Below are 13,909 nucleotides of genomic sequence, written 5' to 3'. Positions count from 1 at the left end.
ATCTAAAAATTAAAAAGGATCAAAATTATTTAATTAATCTAAATTCTTTCATTCTTGATCTCCTCCACAATTTCAGGATTCAAAAGAGTAGAAGTATCACCAAAATTACTGAAATCTCCCTCTGCGATTTTTCTTAGAATTCTGCGCATAATTTTTCCCGAACGTGTTTTTGGCAATCCGGAAACAAACTGAATTTTATCCAATTTTGCAATGGGCCCGATTTGATCAGAAATCAACTGATTAATTTCTTTTTTTAGATTGTCTTTCTGACGTCCTGCACCGCTATCTTTAAGAATTACGAAACCATACAATGCACTTCCTTTAATATCATGGGGAAACCCTACAATCGCAGATTCTGCAACGGCAGGATGTTCATTAATGCTGTCTTCAATAGGAGCAGTTCCTAAATTGTGACCGGAAACAATCACCACGTCATCTACACGACCGGTGATTCTGTAATATCCCACTTCATCCCTCAAAGCACCGTCACCAGTGAAATATTTTCCGGGAAAGGCTGTAAAGTAGGTTTCTTTATATCTTTGATGATCTCCCCAAATGGTTCTTGCTATTCCGGGCCATGGAAAACGGATGCAGAGATTTCCAGTAACCTGATTTCCAGTAATTTCATTACGTTTATCATCCATTAAAACAGGCTGAACACCTGGAAGTGGCAGTGTTGCGTAGGTTGGTTTTGTAGGCGTTACAAAAGGAAGGGGTGAGATCATAATTCCGCCAGTTTCCGTTTGCCACCATGTATCGACGATCGGGCATTTTTTCTTCCCAACGTGATCGTTAAACCAATGCCATGCTTCTTCGTTAATGGGTTCGCCGACAGATCCGATCACTTTCAATGAGCTTAAATCATGTTTGTCAACCCAATCTGAACTTTCTTTTGCCAAAGAACGAATCGCTGTCGGGGCTGTGTAAAACTGTGTAATTTTATGTTTTTCAATCACTTCCCAAAATCTATCCGGTTCTGGGTATGTAGGAATTCCTTCAAAAATAACAGTCGTTGCGCCGTTGAGTAATGGCCCGTAAAGAATGTATGAATGCCCTGTAATCCAGCCGATATCTGCAGTACACCAATAAATATCATTTTCCTGATAGCTGAATACATTTTTAAATGTGTATGCTGTATAAACCATATATCCAGCCGATGTATGAAGCATGCCTTTTGGTTTGCCTGTTGATCCGGAAGTGTACAGGATGAATAAAGGATCTTCTGCATCCATAATAACGGTGACAAAATCTGCAGAAGCCTTGTTGTAAAAATCTTCCATCCAGAAGTCTCTGCCTTCTTTCATTTTGACTTCGTTGTCAGTTCTTTTTACGACCAGAGTCTTTTCTACGGTAGGACATTTTTCTAAAGCTTCATCAATAATCGATTTTAAATCTAAAACTTTATTTCCCCGATAGCTTCCGTCTGAGGTAATTACCATTTTGGCTCCACAGTCATTGACTCGGGAAACTACAGCAGATGCCGAAAAGCCTGCAAAAATAACAGAATGAATGGCGCCTAATTTTGCACAGGCCAACATGGTAATTGCCAATTCAGGAATCATCGGAAGATAAATACAGACTCTGTCTCCTTTTTCTATGCCCAACTCACGCAAAACGTTTGCTGTTTTATTGACCCGAGTATACAATTCGTTATATGTAATATGTTGTGCTTTTTCCTTTGGATCGTTTGGTTCCCAAATGATTGCTGTTTTTTCACCTCTTACGGTAAGGTGCCTGTCGAGGCAGTTTTTTGTAATATTTAATTTAGCATTTTTAAACCACGAAATTCTGGCTTCATTCATGTCATATTTTACCACCTTGCTCCATCTTTGGTACCACACAAAGTTCTGATCAGCAATCTTGTCCCAGAATTTTTTAGGATTTTTGATAGACTTTTTATACTCTTCGAAATAATGGGGTAAATCTTCTATTAGATAATTTCTCATGTCCTCTTTTTGAAATTTGAATTTAAATTTAAGGTTAATTTGCGAATAAAGGTCTTCTATACTCAATTTTTCTAAGCAATCATTTAAGATTTATATAGTTTCTAAATGATAAAATCCTGAGTTTTAACAATAAAATATTTAAAGATAAAATAAGGCGATGGTATTTTTTTAATTTTGTGAGATTTTGGTTTTGCCATTTCGTTAAATTGTTATATTTTTGCACCTAATGAATAACACAGTATTTATATCATTAGAATTACCGGGCGTAGACGCCCTTTACGATATTTATTTATTTTAAGCGAAGATATTTTCTTCGCTTTTTTTATGTTCACAAATTAAGAGATTTATGTTTACGATTACCGAACTAAGTACAGAGAAAATCAACAGGATACTTACTGAAGCTTTAGCTTTTGCCAACGGAAAAACTGCTAAAATTGAAGGTGAAGTTTTCTGTTCCAATCTTTTCTTTGAAGACAGTACAAGAACCAAAACAAGCTTCGATATTGCAGAAAGAAAATTGGGTCTGCAGGTCGTTCCGTTTGATGCATCCAACAGTTCTGTCAACAAAGGTGAAAGTTTATATGATACGGTAAAAACAATCGAAAGTTTAGGCGTAAATCTGGTCGTAATCAGAGATAAAAAAGACCGGTATTTTGATGAATTAAAAAATATCAGCATTCCTGTCATCAATGGTGGCGACGGAACGGGTAATCACCCTTCGCAATGCTTGCTCGATCTTCTGACCATTTATCAGGAATTCGGAAAATTTGAAGGTTTAAAAATTGGAATCGTAGGCGATGTAAAACACAGTCGTGTAGCCAATTCCAATGCAGAAGCTTTAAGAAGATTAGGCGCAAAAGTGTATTTCTCAGGACCTGAACAATGGTTTGATGAAGGCGCACTGATCAATGGAACTTATCTTTCAGTAGACGAAATGATTCATGAAGTAGATGTTCTAATGTTATTGAGAATCCAGCACGAAAGACACGATTCAAAAATGAGTTTCTCAGCTTCAGAATACCATAGAAAATATGGATTGACGAAAGAGAGAGAAAAAACAATGAAAAAAGAAGCGATCATCATGCATCCCGCACCAATTAATAGGGGAGTAGAAATTGACACCGATTTGGTCGAATGTGAACGCTCAAGAATTTTCAAGCAAATGCAAAACGGAGTCTTCGCAAGAATGGCGATTTTAAAAAATGCTTTGGAAGAGAAAGGGTTCTCTTTTAAGTAAAATTAAAAGAACTTAATAATAATTTAAATGTAAAGCACTCACAAAATTCCCCTCCTCTGGAGGGGTGGCGAAAATTCAAAGAATTTTTGACGGGGTGTTTAAAAAGTAAGATCATCAAAGCCAAAGATGATTAAAAATAAAGTAAAATAGAAATAAAGATAAAAGTTAAAATGAAGAAAAAATTAATACTGGAGTCCGGTGAAGTATTTCATGGAGAAGGTTTCGGAGCAGATTTGGAAACAGCAGGAGAGGTGGTTTTCAATACCGGAATGACAGGATATCAGGAATTGATTTCTGACCCATCATACTGTGGTCAGATGGTTTGCATGACGTATCCGCTGATCGGAAATTACGGGATCAACCGTGATGACTACGAGAGCATCGAGCCTGCAATCAAAGGTCTTATTGTAAAAGAAATTTGCGATTTGCCTTCCAATTTCCGTACGCAGATTACTTTGGATGAATTATTCAAAAAGAAAAATCTTTCAGGAATTTCAGGGATTGATACCAGAAGACTGACAAGAATTCTTCGTAACTCCGGAGTGGTAAAAGGAAAAATCGTGAATGCAGACGCAGACGAAAATACTACAGTTGCAGAATTAAAATCAACTACGTTCCCCACCAATCAGGTGGAGCAGGTTTCAACAAAAACCTCTTATGCCAATCCAGGAAGAGGACTTAAAGTAGTGCTTGTAGATTATGGTTCTAAACTAGGGATAATCAGAGAGTTATCTCAAAGAAACTGCGATATCATTGTAGTTTCACAAGATACTACTGCAGAAGATATTTTGTTAATGGATCCGGATGGAATTATGTTATCCAACGGTCCTGGAGATCCTGAAGACAATCAGCAAGCTTTGGAAATGATCCGCGGATTATTAGGAAAAGTTCCCATCTTCGGAATCTGTCTTGGACACCAATTAATCGGCTTGGCTTGTGGCGCAAAAACTTTCAAATTAAAATTCGGTCACAGAGGAGGAAACCACCCTGTTTTAGACTTAGAAAAGAACAAAGTGGCCATTACTTCTCAAAACCACGGTTATGCCGTTGATCAGGAGAGCCTTAAAGGAACAGATTTAATTGAAACCCATATTGCATTGAATGACAGGACAAATGAAGGTTTAAAACATAAGATTCATCCATGCTTCTCCGTACAGTATCACCCGGAAGCAAGCCCGGGTCCTGAAGATGCGAATTATTTGTTTGATGATTTCATTGCTTTAATGGAGGATTTTAAGAATAATTAAGTTTTAAATATATTTAAAATGAAAAAGTCCGTAACTATTTTACTTTTTTTTTCTTCTTTGAAAATATTTTCTCAAACAACAAAAGAATTTAAGTATTTCGGTATTTATGAAGATTATGTTGCTAATAAATATATTGAGCCTTTTGTAGAAACTGAAGTGAAAGAATTGAGTCTAGGATATATTGTCACAGGAAAAAAAATAGACAAAACAACCAATAAAAAATCAAAAAAAGAAAAATCAGCTTGGGCTTTCGAATATAACAAAGATTTGTATTTCAATATGATATATGCTCAATGGATTTTTGAGTGGGACACATTTGCAAAAATTGATGTTATTGGAAAAAATTATATGCTGGTTATTCTTGACGAGGAGAAAGACAGAAAGGCAATTGGTAATTTTAATCCTTATGGAGGCGGAGTTGTAGGCGTTCTTTTGAATTCAAAGCCTAAAAGTTCTTGGTTTAATAAAGAAGGAAACTCTTTTAAAGTTCTTTTAATTGATAGAAATAAACCGTTAAGAGTAAAAGCGTCAGGTTTAGAAAATGTTTTGGCTTATTTGGTCGATACGAATAAAATTTTAGAATTATCAAAAAATGATCCGAGCGTTATTGAAAAATTAAAAAATAATAGCTACAAACTTGAAAATTTTATTGAATTAATAAGTAAATTAAATCAATAATTATAATTCATCTAAAGTCTTGAATCTTTCTCGATTTTTAAAAATAATAAAAAGAAAAATGGCAAAACGTACAGATATAAAAACAATTTTAGTAATCGGTTCCGGCCCAATTATCATCGGTCAGGCAGCGGAATTTGATTACGCAGGAACGCAGGCTTGTCTTTCCTTAAGAGAAGAAGGCTACAAGGTGATTTTGATCAATTCAAACCCTGCAACGATTATGACGGATGTTGAAATCGCTGACAAGGTTTACATCGAACCAATTTCACTTCAGTTTGTAAGTCACATCATCAGAAAAGAGCGTCCCGATGCACTTTTACCGACTCTTGGCGGACAGACAGGTCTGAACATGGCGGTTGAATTGGAAAATTCAGGGATTCTTGAAGAATGTAAAGTGGAAGTTTTAGGAACTACACTTTCTGCGATTAACAGAGCGGAAGACAGAGATTTGTTCCGTGAATTAATGAGAGAATTAAACGAACCCGTTCCAGAATCTGACATCGTAACAACAGTCGAAGGTGCATTAAGATTTGCGGAAGAAATAGGTTATCCGGTAATCGTTCGTCCTGCTTTCACCATGGGTGGAACAGGTGGTGGAATCGCTGCCAATGAAGCCGAATTAAAAGAAATTGCCGAATTAGGTCTGAAATACAGTCCGGTTACGCAATGTCTGATCGAAAGATCAATCGCAGGTTTCAAAGAAATTGAATACGAAGTAATGCGTGATGCAAACGACAACGCGATTGTGGTTTGTAACATGGAAAATATAGATCCGGTGGGAGTTCATACAGGTGACTCAATCGTTGTTGCGCCTTCTCAGACGCTTTCTGATAGAGAATACCAGATGTTGAGAAACGCTTCTTTAAAAATCATCAGAGCTTTAGGTATAGAAGGAGGATGTAACGTACAGTTGGCTTTAGACCCTCATTCCTTCGAATATTACATCATCGAGGTGAATCCGAGAGTTTCCCGTTCATCGGCTTTGGCGAGTAAAGCAACAGGTTATCCGATTGCTAAAATTGCGGCAAAAATCGCTGTTGGATTGACTCTAGATGAAATCATGAATCCGGTTACAGGAAAAACTTATGCTTGCTTCGAGCCGGCTTTGGATTATGTGGTAACCAAATTCCCAAGATTTCCTTTTGATAAATTTGAAACGGCAGACAGAAGATTGTCGACTCAAATGAAAGCAACAGGTGAAGTGATGGCTATCGGAAGAAATTTCGAGGAGTCTTTACAGAAAGCCATCCGTTCTCTGGAGACTGGGCTCAGCCATCTAGGATTAAAGAAAAAACAGGCAGCAGCTCTAACAGACGAAGAAATCGAAAGAAGAATCAGAGTTTGTGATGACGAAAGATTATTTATTATCGGAGATGCTTTAAGAAGAGGGTACGACTGGGAAAAGATTGTTGAATGGAGTAAAATTGATAAATTCTTTATCTGGAAAATCAAAAAGCTGATCGATTTTGAAAAAACAATTGCTGATCATAAATTTGATGTTGAAACTTTAATTAAAGCTAAAAAATTAGGTTTCGCAGATTTAAATATTGCTCATCTTTGGGAAGTTAGTCAGCGTGAAGTTTATAATTTCAGAAAAGAAAACGGGGTAATTCCGGTTTATAAAATGGTCGACACCTGCGCTGCTGAGTTTGAATCTGAAACCCCATATTTCTACGGAACATACGAAGAAGAAAATGAATCTGTAGTCTCAGACAAAGAAAAAATCGTCGTTTTAGGTTCAGGTCCAATCAGAATTGGTCAGGGAGTTGAGTTTGACTATGCAACCGTTCATTCGGTTTGGGCGATCAAAGAGATGGGTTACGAAGCCATAATCATCAACAATAACCCGGAAACAGTTTCTACAGACTTCTCGATTTCAGACAAATTATACTTTGAGCCTTTGACGGAAGAAGATGTGATGAGCATTATCGATCTTGAAAAACCAAAAGGCGTTGTGGTACAATTCGGTGGACAAACCGCCATCAATTTAGCAGATAAATTGGCCGCTTACGGAGTTCAGATTTTAGGAACTTCACTGGAAGATTTAGACAGAGCCGAAAACAGAGATAAATTTGAAAAAGCTCTTCAGGAAATGGGAATTCCACAGCCTTTAGGGAAAACTTCTACTTCAAAAGAAGAAGCGATAAAAATTGCCAACGAAATCGGTTATCCGGTATTGGTTCGTCCAAGCTATGTTTTGGGAGGCAGAGCAATGGAAATCGTATATACCGAAGCCGAACTTTCTCATTACATGGAGTTTGCGGTAGATGCAAGTCCGGATCAGCCGGTTTTGGTAGATCGTTATATCACCGGAAAAGAAGTGGAAGTAGATGCAATTTGCGACGGCGAAACAGTGATCATTCCTGGAATTATGGAACATATCGAAAGAGCCGGAGTTCACTCAGGAGATTCAATTGCTGTTTATCCGCCGCAAAATGTTTCTTCTGAAGAAATAAAAACATTGGTAGACTACACAGAAAGATTAGCTAAGGGATTGAACGTAATCGGTTTAATGAATATTCAGTATGTTTTATTGGATGGTAATGTTTACGTGATCGAAGTAAATCCACGGTCATCCCGAACGGTGCCTTTCTTATCTAAAATTACCGATGTACCAATGGCAAAATTGGCTACGAAAGCTATTTTAGGACAAAAATTAAAAGATTTAGGTTATAAAAACGGTTTAGTTCCGAATAAAGAAGGTGTTTTCGTAAAAGTTCCGGTGTTCTCTTTCTCAAAACTGACGAAAGTCGATATCTCTCTAGGCCCGGAAATGAAGTCTACAGGAGAAGTAATGGGTAAAGACACCACGTTGGAAAAGGCTTTATATAAAGGGCTGGTTGCTGCGGGAAGAAAAGTCCCGATGCATGGATCAATTTTGTTTACGGTAGCTGATAAACATAAGCAGGAAGCGGCAGATTTGGCGGCAAGATTTCATGAAGTAGGTTTCAGAATCTGGGCGACAGAAGGAACGGCTAACTTCTTTACAGAAAAAGGAATACCGTGTAAAATAGGCTACAAAATAGGCGAGGAAAGTGTCAACCTGATCGATCTGATTCAGAAAGGTAAAGTGCAGTATGTGGTTAATACGATGACGAAAGGAAAACAGTCTGAGAGAGACGGTTTCCAGATCAGAAGAATGAGTGTAGAAAACGGAGTTCCTTGTTTAACATCAATGGACACCGTCGAAGCCATCCTGAAAGTGATTGAAAGTATGACTTTCAAAATGGAAACAATGTAATTTTCTTACTAAAGTATTTTAAACGCATCTTTTTAAGGTGCGTTTTTTTTACATGTTTAATTTAATGCCGAGTTTGAAATCTTTAATTCAAAATATCAGGTCGAACCAAAAGGTTTTTTGGGAACCACTGTTGAAATCAAAGAGGGTAAAAATATACTTCTGAAATTCGCAATGAATTGGGATAGCAATATCTTTGTTCATACTTATTTTGACCAAATTGGGAAAGATTACATCTTCAAACATACCGGATTTTTTAAAGAATCATTTGTATTAACCGATCAGAAAGGAAATGAACTCTTGAGAATGAAACCGAATTTTAAATGGAACACTTTAAATTATGAATATGAAATTATGACTTCAGATATTTTTGAAACCTTTAATGAAAAAAAATATTTTGTTGTTAAATTCTTTGCATTGTGCCAATTATTATATGGCGATGATGATGGGTATGTGATGTAGAAAATTTATTTGTTATTTTTTTAATTTTATATCTATTCTTTAAGTTTTTATTGTTTTAAACAAATCACATTTTAACAAAATTTATCACCTTCAAAAACCAATTCTAATATCCATTTTCGTACTTTTAGCAAAAATTTATACGTGAAAAAGTTATTATTTACACTTTGCATATCAGCATCATCTTTAAGCTTTGCGCAAGACTATTCTGTACCGGCGGCGAGCCCGCGCCAAAAAGTTGAGCAGCAGTTTTCTATGTCTAAAATTAGCATCGATTACGGAAGACCGGGCGTGAAAGGACGCAAGATTTTCGGAGAACTTGTTCCTTATGGACAAGTTTGGAGAGCAGGGGCCAACTCATCAACAAAAGTGACGTTTGGGCAGTCTGTGAATTTCGGTGGGAAATTAGTTCCTGCAGGAACTTACGGCTTATTTATCGTACCTACGGAAAAAGAGTGGAAAGTAATTTTAAATAAAGATTTTCAACAATGGGGCGCTTATACGTATGATCCAAAACAGGATGTTGTAGATGTTACCGTTCCGGTGAATAAACTGGCAGACAAGCAAGAATGGTTTGAGATCACCTTAAATCCAACTGATGAAAACTCAGGAAATCTTGTCATCAAATGGGACATGGCTCAGGCAGAAGTTCCGTTAAAACCTGCAAAACCTGAAGCCGTTACCAAAATCGCCGAAAAATTAAAGGAAATCAAAAAAATAGAATCTGACGCTGCAAAAGCAAAAAGCTAAGGTTTAAAATATGAATTTTTCTATTCAACCATTTTTAGAAAACGAAAAATATCAATTAATCCCCTTACAGCAAGGGGATTTTGAGTTGTTGTATCATGTAGCATCTGATCCCAAGATTTGGGAACAGCATCCTAATAAAGACCGGTATAAAAGAGAGATTTTTGAAAATTTCTTTCAGGGCGCAATGGAAAGCAAAGGCGCTTTTAAAATTGTTGAGAAATCTTCGGGAAATGTATTGGGCAGCACACGTTTTTATGACTTTGAAGAATCTAAAAACAGTATTTTTATCGGTTATACTTTTTACGGAACAAATTCATGGGGGAAAGACATCAATCCACAGATTAAAAAACTGATGCTGGATTATATTTTTCAGTTTGTTGATCAAGTTTACTTTCATATCGGGAAAGAAAATTTCCGCTCACAAATTGCTATGGAACGACTAGGCGGACAAAAGATTGCCGAAGAAGAGGTAGCTTATTTTGGAGAACCCACACGAACTAATTTTGTGTATGAAATCAAAAAAGAAAACCATTAATCATGAAAAAATATAAAATTCAGAAATCACCTTTTGTCGTTCCAACAACAGACGGCAAGTTGATAGAAGAACATTGGGGAAACTCAACCCAAAATAAAAACATTTCGATTGCACACATGGTTGCTCCGCCAAACTGGAGCGAGCCGCATCAAACTCCTGAATTTGATGAATTTACAATCGTTATTTCAGGGAAAAAACAATTTGAAATTGACGACGAAATTGTAGTTTTAGAAAAAGGACAGAGTATTCTAATTGAAAAAGGAGCAAGAATTCGTTACAGTAATCCGTTCTCAGAACCGTGTGAATATATTGCAATTTGTCTTCCTGCTTTTTCGATGGAATTGGTGAATAGAGAAGAAGAAAAAATTTAATTATGGCATTACAAATTTGTCCAAAGTGTGAAGAAAAATCTTTCACTTGGTTTATCAACGGAAAGACTCATCTGACGAGTTGGAGTTGTTTTAATTGCGATTATGAAGCTAAAGAAAATGAAGCTGACGAATGTATTTGTGAAAATTGCGAAAAGAAAACAAAAACGAAGTTGAAAGATAAAGAAAAAGAATATTGGTGGTGTTCTAACTGTAATACAACCGGTGAAATATAAAAAAATAACCTCAAATATTTGAGGTTATTTTTATTTGTAAATTTAATTATTTCAAAATTTCTTTTAAAAACATCAATGTGTGATTCCACGCTCTTTTTGCCATTACGGGATTGTAATCAGGAGATTTCGGGTCAGTAAAAGTGTGTTTTGAATTGGCGTAGGTGATGATTTGCCAGTCAGCTTTTCCCTCATTCATCTCTTTTACAAGATTATTGTAATCTTCAGGAGTTACTCCTTTATCTTCTGCGGGATTTTCCACTAAAATTTTCGTTGAAATCGCTTCATTCGGTCTGGATTGATCTTTTCCGATGCTTCCATGAATAGAAACTACACCTACAACGGGTAAATTCCCTCTTGCAGATTCTAAAGCTCCGGTTCCTCCAAAACAATATCCGATCACAGCAATTTTCTCAGGAATAGCGCCGTTTTTCTTCAGCTGTTCCAAAGCCAGAGAAATTCTTTTTTGATAAGCAGCATAATCTTTCTTGTAAAACCCTGCTGTTTTTCCTGCCGAATCATTGTCTTTCGGTACATTTCCTTCACCATAAATATCAGCGATAAATGCAACATATCCCTGTTTTTCCAAATCTAAGGCTGCAGTTTTTGCCTCATCGTCAATTCCTTTCCAGGCGGGAAGAATCAAAACTCCGGGAAGTTTTTTTTCTGCGTTTGACGTTACCAAACCGTTCAGTTTTTGCGAACCGTCCTGATAAGAAACTGATTTTAAATTTTGGCTGAAAAAGGTTCCGGAACCCAGTAAGAAAGCGGATAATAAAATTGATCGTATCATATTTCGTAATTTATTTTTAATTTAATTGAACACAAATTACACCAATCATCCCATAAAATCTTTATAATTAAAATATCTTTGAATGAAAATACAGTGCTCGATAATATTTTTTTGAAATCTTCTTAAATTTCAACTCCTAATTTAGTCAATTCTTCCTTTAAATCGGTTTCTGGCTTGATATGAATTGTATAAAAACCTAAATTTTTTGCCATTTCAATGTTCTTCAAATTATCATCTATAAAAACAGATTCTTCAGCAATAATATTATATCTTTTTAACAGCACATGCCAGATTGCAGGATCTGGTTTGATGAGTTTTTCTGTTCCTGAAACCACAATTTTACCATCAAAAAGATTGAAGAAATCATAAGTATCTAATGCATAAGGAAATGTTTCTTCAGACCAGTTAGTCAGTCCGAACAAATGATAATCAGTGTTTCCAAGCTTTCTCAAAACTTCCACGTGATGCGGGATGTCACTTTTCAGCATCACTTCCCAATTGTCATAATATGCTCTAATTTCTTTTTCCCACTCCGGAAATTTTTTAACCTGAATTTCTGTACCCTCTAAAAGTGTTCTTCCTCTGTCTTGTTCAATATTCCATTCGTCCTGCGCTATATTTTCGAGAAAATATTCCATTCTTTCATCATCATTAAAGTAGTCTTTGAAGAAATATCTCGGGTTCCAATCCATTAAAACGCCTCCGAAATCGAAAATGATGTTTTTTATCTGCATCGTTTTTGTATAAAGTTTTTAAGTGATGGTGGGGTCATTAAATCTGATTTTTATATCATTCAGCTTTATAGAATTGATATTCTCCATTTTCGTAATAGGCATTGATATGTTGTAAACCGTTTGTTAAAATAATTTCTTTTGCCCCGATAATCGAGTTGTAACGTGCAGTTTGCTCGAAAGTCTTTTCTGTCAGCTTGATCTGTGAAGCTTTGCATTCAATCAAAATTTTTGGCTGGGCTTTTTCAGTAATCAAGAGATCAATTCTTTTGGTTAAGCCGTTCAGAACGATCTTTTTTTCTGTAATTAATGCTGATACAGAATACGATTTTACTGTGAGATAATAGTGGATCCAATGCTGTCTCACCCATTCTTCAGGCGTCAGCAAAAGGTAAGTTTTGCGCACCAAGTCATAGATAAAAAACTTATCTTTGTCTTTCTTGAATTTAAAATCAAAAGTTTCCTGAAAATTCAGTTTGGGAAGTTCCATTTATAAAGATGAAAGAATTAGATTTAATCCTCAAAAATATTAAAAATAAAGAAGTTTTACCGATTTATTTTTTTCACGGAGAAGAACCTTACTTTATTGACGTTGCCGTAAAAGCCCTGGAGCATGAGTTTTTAGAGGAAGACGAAAAAGCTTTTAATCAAACCGTCACTTACGGAAAAGATACTTCCTATCAAGAGGTACTTTCTTTAGCAAGGCAGTTTCCGATGATGGGTGATAAGCAGGTAATTATCGTAAAAGAAGCGCAGGATTTAAAATTTAATGATGAAGAAAGTAGGGCGTTGGAAGCGTACGCAGAAAATCCTGTTCTGTCAACAGTTTTAGTTTTCGCACACAAGCATAAGAAGCTCGACAGCCGAAAAAAGGTAACTAAATCTCTGGATAAATTAAACGCACTTTTTTTAAGCGAATCTTTCAAAGATCACAATCTCCCGAAATGGATTGCTGACGAATGTCTGAGATTAAAAATAAAAACTGCCCCCAATATTTCTCATCTTCTCGCAGAATATCTTGGAAACGACCTTTCAAGAATTTCAAATGAGCTGGGAAAACTGAAAATTATCCTTAAAGAAGATCAGATCTTAGACGGAACCATCGTTGAAAACCACATCGGAATCAGCAAAGAGTTTAATGTTTTTGAACTTCAGAAAGCTTTAGGAACAAAAAATGCAAACGCGGCATTCAAAATCGCTCATTTTATGGGAAAAAATCCGAAAAATAATCCTTTTGTAATGTTGCTGTCAAGTCTTTACAATTATTTTTCGAATGTTATTATGTATAACACGATGTTGGGTCAGTCACCACAGGTTATTGCATCGCAGATGGGTGTTAATCCTTATTTTTTGAAAGATTATGCCGAAGCTGCAAGACTCTTTCCTTTGAAACATTCGACCAGAGTAATTTCCATCTTGAGAGAATTTGATATGAAAGGTAAAGGGTTGGGCGCAGTTAATATGAGTGAAGCGGAACTTATTAAGGAATTAGTTTATAAAATTATCAATGTTGATAAGATTAAGATGAAAGTCTGATTTAGTTATCATTGTTTAGGTATGGTTGTCAGTTATTAGTTAAACCCTCCAAAACAACCTAAAAAAACCCATAACCAACCACCAGAAGCTAATAACGATCAACCATTGAAATTCGGCATATTAGATATCGAAAACTAACATTAATTTTTCTTTAATTA

14 protein-coding genes are annotated in these 13,909 nt (G+C 36.0%); 10 read left to right on the top strand and 4 right to left on the bottom strand.

The window, feature by feature from the left end:
- Nucleotides 1-38: 38 nt before the first annotated feature.
- Nucleotides 39-1,946, bottom strand: a complete 1,908-nt coding sequence (acs, locus tag K0U91_RS15680; protein ID WP_219968666.1) for an acetate--CoA ligase — start codon at nt 1,944-1,946, stop codon at nt 39-41.
- A 346-nt stretch (nt 1,947-2,292) separates the two neighbouring features.
- Between acs and K0U91_RS15675 the strand changes: the two genes are divergently transcribed.
- From K0U91_RS15675 to K0U91_RS15635, 9 genes are all read left to right on the top strand, one after another.
- Nucleotides 2,293-3,183 carry an aspartate carbamoyltransferase catalytic subunit gene (locus tag K0U91_RS15675; protein WP_220179409.1) on the top strand — a complete coding sequence of 297 codons (891 nt, stop codon included), beginning with the start codon at nt 2,293-2,295 and terminating at the stop codon, nt 3,181-3,183.
- A gap of 170 nt (nt 3,184-3,353) precedes the next feature.
- Complete coding sequence (locus K0U91_RS15670) at nt 3,354-4,430, top strand: carbamoyl phosphate synthase small subunit (protein WP_220179408.1); 1,077 nt, start codon at nt 3,354-3,356, stop codon at nt 4,428-4,430.
- An 18-nt stretch (nt 4,431-4,448) separates the two neighbouring features.
- On the top strand, nt 4,449-5,108 hold the full coding sequence (locus tag K0U91_RS15665) for a hypothetical protein (RefSeq protein WP_220179407.1): 660 nt from the start codon (nt 4,449-4,451) through the stop codon (nt 5,106-5,108).
- 58 nt (nt 5,109-5,166) lie between these two features.
- The gene (gene carB / locus K0U91_RS15660) at nt 5,167-8,349 is read left to right on the top strand and encodes a carbamoyl-phosphate synthase large subunit (protein ID WP_220179406.1); all 3,183 of its coding nucleotides are present in this window, start codon (nt 5,167-5,169) and stop codon (nt 8,347-8,349) included.
- 117 nt (nt 8,350-8,466) lie between these two features.
- Nucleotides 8,467-8,808 carry a hypothetical protein gene (locus K0U91_RS15655; RefSeq protein WP_220179405.1) on the top strand — a complete coding sequence of 114 codons (342 nt, stop codon included), beginning with the start codon at nt 8,467-8,469 and terminating at the stop codon, nt 8,806-8,808.
- 141 nt (nt 8,809-8,949) lie between these two features.
- Nucleotides 8,950-9,555 carry a DUF2911 domain-containing protein gene (locus tag K0U91_RS15650; RefSeq protein ID WP_220179404.1) on the top strand — a complete coding sequence of 202 codons (606 nt, stop codon included), beginning with the start codon at nt 8,950-8,952 and terminating at the stop codon, nt 9,553-9,555.
- Between the two features lie 10 nt (nt 9,556-9,565).
- On the top strand, nt 9,566-10,090 hold the full coding sequence (locus tag K0U91_RS15645) for a GNAT family N-acetyltransferase (RefSeq protein WP_220179403.1): 525 nt from the start codon (nt 9,566-9,568) through the stop codon (nt 10,088-10,090).
- Nucleotides 10,091-10,092: 2 nt separating this feature from the next.
- Entirely contained in the window at nt 10,093-10,461 is a 369-nt protein-coding gene (locus K0U91_RS15640; protein ID WP_220179402.1) for a cupin domain-containing protein, read from the top strand.
- A gap of 2 nt (nt 10,462-10,463) precedes the next feature.
- The gene (locus K0U91_RS15635; protein ID WP_219968674.1) at nt 10,464-10,694 is read left to right on the top strand and encodes a hypothetical protein; all 231 of its coding nucleotides are present in this window, start codon (nt 10,464-10,466) and stop codon (nt 10,692-10,694) included.
- A 46-nt stretch (nt 10,695-10,740) separates the two neighbouring features.
- Here the strand turns inward: K0U91_RS15635 and K0U91_RS15630 are convergent, their stop codons facing one another.
- The 3 genes from K0U91_RS15630 to K0U91_RS15620 form a co-directional block, all read right to left on the bottom strand.
- A complete protein-coding gene (locus K0U91_RS15630; RefSeq protein ID WP_220179401.1) occupies nt 10,741-11,484 on the bottom strand; it encodes a dienelactone hydrolase family protein in 744 nt (247 codons plus the stop codon).
- A 122-nt stretch (nt 11,485-11,606) separates the two neighbouring features.
- Nucleotides 11,607-12,218, bottom strand: a complete 612-nt coding sequence (locus K0U91_RS15625; RefSeq protein ID WP_220179400.1) for an HAD family hydrolase — start codon at nt 12,216-12,218, stop codon at nt 11,607-11,609.
- A 55-nt stretch (nt 12,219-12,273) separates the two neighbouring features.
- Nucleotides 12,274-12,705: a type I restriction enzyme HsdR N-terminal domain-containing protein gene (locus K0U91_RS15620; protein WP_219968677.1), complete on the bottom strand. Its 432-nt coding sequence runs from the start codon at nt 12,703-12,705 to the stop codon at nt 12,274-12,276.
- An 8-nt stretch (nt 12,706-12,713) separates the two neighbouring features.
- Here K0U91_RS15620 and holA point away from each other — a divergent pair, with 8 nt between their 5' ends.
- Complete coding sequence (gene holA / locus K0U91_RS15615) at nt 12,714-13,751, top strand: DNA polymerase III subunit delta (protein ID WP_220179399.1); 1,038 nt, start codon at nt 12,714-12,716, stop codon at nt 13,749-13,751.
- Nucleotides 13,752-13,909 lie beyond the last annotated feature (158 nt).

The organism is Chryseobacterium sp. LJ668, from assembly GCF_019613955.1.
Taxonomy (GTDB): domain Bacteria; phylum Bacteroidota; class Bacteroidia; order Flavobacteriales; family Weeksellaceae; genus Chryseobacterium.
The sequence above is the reverse complement of the archived record's forward strand: the minus strand, read 5'-3'. Positions and strand labels throughout refer to the sequence as shown.

Excerpts from the sequence above, each read along its gene's own strand:
- acs (WP_219968666.1), bottom strand. The coding sequence starts at position 1,946 with ATGAGAAATTATCTAATAGAAGATTTACCCCATTATTTCGAAGAGTAT.
- K0U91_RS15675 (WP_220179409.1), top strand. The coding sequence starts at position 2,293 with ATGTTTACGATTACCGAACTAAGTACAGAGAAAATCAACAGGATACTT.
- K0U91_RS15670 (WP_220179408.1), top strand. The coding sequence starts at position 3,354 with ATGAAGAAAAAATTAATACTGGAGTCCGGTGAAGTATTTCATGGAGAA.
- K0U91_RS15665 (WP_220179407.1), top strand. The coding sequence starts at position 4,449 with ATGAAAAAGTCCGTAACTATTTTACTTTTTTTTTCTTCTTTGAAAATA.
- carB (WP_220179406.1), top strand. The coding sequence starts at position 5,167 with ATGGCAAAACGTACAGATATAAAAACAATTTTAGTAATCGGTTCCGGC.
- K0U91_RS15645 (WP_220179403.1), top strand. The coding sequence starts at position 9,566 with ATGAATTTTTCTATTCAACCATTTTTAGAAAACGAAAAATATCAATTA.
- K0U91_RS15640 (WP_220179402.1), top strand. The coding sequence starts at position 10,093 with ATGAAAAAATATAAAATTCAGAAATCACCTTTTGTCGTTCCAACAACA.
- K0U91_RS15635 (WP_219968674.1), top strand. The coding sequence starts at position 10,464 with ATGGCATTACAAATTTGTCCAAAGTGTGAAGAAAAATCTTTCACTTGG.
- K0U91_RS15630 (WP_220179401.1), bottom strand. The coding sequence starts at position 11,484 with ATGATACGATCAATTTTATTATCCGCTTTCTTACTGGGTTCCGGAACC.
- K0U91_RS15625 (WP_220179400.1), bottom strand. The coding sequence starts at position 12,218 with ATGCAGATAAAAAACATCATTTTCGATTTCGGAGGCGTTTTAATGGAT.
- K0U91_RS15620 (WP_219968677.1), bottom strand. The coding sequence starts at position 12,705 with ATGGAACTTCCCAAACTGAATTTTCAGGAAACTTTTGATTTTAAATTC.
- holA (WP_220179399.1), top strand. The coding sequence starts at position 12,714 with ATGAAAGAATTAGATTTAATCCTCAAAAATATTAAAAATAAAGAAGTT.